Genomic DNA, 2,799 nt, shown 5'->3' on the forward strand with positions numbered 1-2,799 from the left:
CACGCCCTCGATGTGCCAGGAGCCGTCCTCCTGCTTGACGGCCTTGGTGCGGCCCGCGCCGACGTCCGAACCGGCATCCGGCTCGGTGAGGACCATGGTGGCGCCCCAGTTGCGGTCGGCGATGATCTGAGCCCACTTCTTCTGCTCATCGGTGCCGTTGTTGTAGAAGACCTGCGCGAAACCCGCACCGGCGGCGTACATCTGGGCCGGCGGGTTGGCGCCGAGGATCATTTCGCCGAGCGCCCAGGTGAGGGCGGACGGGGCGCCCAGGCCACCGAGCTCCTCGCGCACGCCGACCTTGGCCCAGCCGCCGTCCTCGAGGGCGCGGTAGGACTTCTTGAAGGATTCGGGGAGAGTGACGGTGTGGGTGGCCGGATCGAAGGTCGGCGGGTTGCGGTCGCCGTCCTCGAAGGAGTCGGCGAGCGGACCCTCGGCCAGGCGGCGGACCTCGTTCAGCATCTCCTTGGCGGTCTCGGTGTCGAGGTCGCCGTAGGCGCCGCCGTCCAGGAGCGAACCGAGGCCGAGCACCTCGAAGAGGTTGAACTCGAGGTCGCGGACATTGCTCTTGTAGTGACCCATGGTCGTACTCACTCTCCATTGAGATGGGTGCGGTTCGGTTGGTGCCCGTTCCCGCCCGTTGGTCCACCGAGTAGACACTGTAAAACTGCGCTACTGACGGGTAACTTAAGTGCCATGTTACCCACCGGTAAGGGGCTCGCCAAGATGATCGCGCCCAATGTGATGAACGGCACCCGCGCCGCTCAGCGGGTGGATACCCGCGGCACCGGAGGTGGTCCCGCAACCGCGGCTCCCTCACGGTTTCGCTGTCCCGGACGGTGAGGTCGACGGCCTGCGGCGCGGTGCGATGAAGGTCGGAAATACAAACGGTCGCCGCCCGTGGTCTGAGACGGATTCGGGCCGGTGTGCCGCGCGGTTTCGGGGCGATCGAATGGTTAGCGTGTGGTGTGCGCATCGAAACCAGTGCCGGGCCCGCCGAGATCGAGATCGCGCGGCCCAAGCGCAAGCCGCCCGCCTTCCTGCTGGTGCTGACGCACGGTTCCGGTGGTGGCGTCGACGCGAAAGATTTGCTCGCCGTACGCGATTCGGCCCTGGAACTGGGCGGGGTCGTGGTGCTGGTGACCCAGCCCTATCGGGTGGCGGGCCGCCGTGCGCCCGGTAAGGCCGAGCTACAGGACACGGCGTGGCTGGAAATCATTGCGGCCCTGCGCAAGAAGTTCCGGGGTGTGCCGCTCATCCAGGGCGGCCGCAGCAACGGTGCGCGGGTCGCCTGCCGCACCGCGTTCGAGGCGAAGGCGAGGGGCGTGGTCGCACTGTCGTTTCCACTGCACCCGCCCGGCAAACCGGAGAAGTCGCGCCGCGAGGAACTGCTCGCGGTCGGCGATATCCCGGTCGTGGTGGTCAATGGCGCCCGCGACCCCTTCGGCATTCCCGACCCCGCCGACGCCACCGAGGTGAAAGTTATTCCCGGCCAGGCGCATTCCTACCGAGCGGGCTTCGAAGAAATAGCCGCCACCATCGCCGCCTGGCTCCCCCGCTGGTCAGCCAACTAACCCCATAATCCGGGCTGACTGCCCCCGCCATTCGGGCTGACTGCCCCGCTATTCGGGCTGACTGCCCCGCTATTCGGGCTGACTGTCCCTGCCGTCCGGGCTGACTGCCGCCGCTCGGACTGGCTGCCGCTGCTATTCGGGCTGGCTGCCGCCGCTATTCGGGCTGACTGTCCCTGCGGTCCGGGCTGACTGCCGCCGCTCGGACTGGCTGCCGCTGCTATTTGGGCTGGCCGCGCCCGCTATTCGGGCTGACTGCCCCCGCCGTCCGGGCCGATCGGATCCCGCCGTCCGGGCCGAGGGCCCCGTCATCCCGGCGTGCTTTCGGCCGGGATCCACACCCTCCGCCTAACTATTCGAGGATTCGGTGCTCTCCAGCGCCGGAAGCTCCGGACCCTCCTCCAGCGGAACGGGTTTGGTCGCCACGATCAGGGCGTCGATGGCATCGCGCTCCTCGGTGGGCCGGGCAATGCGGTCGGCCACCCGAATGCGCAGTTCCTCGCCCGCCGGTGCGAGGTCGGCCACCACATCGTCCGGGGTGAACAGCAGCTCCGGATTCCGTTCGCCGCCATAGCCTTCGGTCAGATTGAGGCTGTCATTGCCCAGTACCAGCAGGGTGCCGCCGGGGGAGAGCATCTCGGCCGCGCGCAACAGCAGGGCGCGGCGCTGATCGGCGGGCAGGTGGACGAAGGCCAGCAGGATCAACTCGTACGGTCCGGTGAGTCCGGCCGCGTCCAGGGCGTTCACATCGGCCCAATGCCAGTGGATGCGCCCGCGCACCGAACGGGACAGCCGCGAGGCCACCGTGCGCCCCTTGTCTATCCCCACCTGTGAGTAATCCACCGCGTCGACCTGCCACCCGTGTGTGGCCAGCCACAGCGCGTTGCGCCCCTCACCGCAGCCCAGGTCCAAGGCCCGGGGCAGTTCCGGTCGCGGTTCGCCGCCCGCCAGCGGCAGTCGCCGCTCCAATCCGAACACCTGCTCGACCACGGTGTCGTTCGGCGGTGCACCCCACACCAACTCCGTATGGGCGTAATGCTCGTCCCATGCCTCCGCGTCCATGCGTCCGAGTCTAGAAGCCGCCCGAACATCCGCCCCGGCCGCGAACCCGCGCCAACCCGTGAGCCTGCTCCCACTCGGCCGCGAGCCGCGCCGACCGCAGGGCCGAGCTCGAGCTCTTCCTTCACACGACGGTCGCGGACCGCGCCAGCCCCGGAGCCGAGTTGGAGCC

At 68.8% G+C, this 2,799-nt stretch carries 3 protein-coding genes; 1 reads left to right on the forward strand and 2 read right to left on the reverse strand.

Annotation, left to right across the window (positions count from 1 at the left end):
• Window positions 1-579 (reverse strand): acyl-CoA dehydrogenase family protein (locus NA10_RS33545; RefSeq protein WP_169812693.1); only part of this gene is annotated, 579 nt, incomplete at its 3' end.
• Between the two features lie 386 nt (window positions 580-965).
• Here NA10_RS33545 and NA10_RS33550 point away from each other — a divergent pair.
• Window positions 966-1,571: an alpha/beta hydrolase family protein gene (locus NA10_RS33550; protein ID WP_067574739.1), complete on the forward strand. Its 606-nt coding sequence runs from the start codon at window positions 966-968 to the stop codon at window positions 1,569-1,571.
• A 345-nt stretch (window positions 1,572-1,916) separates the two neighbouring features.
• On the opposite strand, the gene NA10_RS33555 is transcribed toward NA10_RS33550, so the two are convergent.
• Window positions 1,917-2,630 carry a class I SAM-dependent methyltransferase gene (locus NA10_RS33555; protein ID WP_067574740.1) on the reverse strand — a complete coding sequence of 238 codons (714 nt, stop codon included), beginning with the start codon at window positions 2,628-2,630 and terminating at the stop codon, window positions 1,917-1,919.
• Between the last annotated feature and the right edge of the window lie 169 nt (window positions 2,631-2,799).

Origin of the sequence: Nocardia acidivorans NBRC 108247, assembly GCF_001625085.1 — a bacterium.
GTDB classification, from domain to species: Bacteria; Actinomycetota; Actinomycetes; order Mycobacteriales; family Mycobacteriaceae; genus Nocardia; species Nocardia acidivorans.

Coding starts and splice junctions, on each gene's coding strand:
- NA10_RS33555 (WP_067574740.1), bottom strand. CDS start 2,630: ATGGACGCGGAGGCATGGGACGAGCATTACGCCCATACGGAGTTGGTG.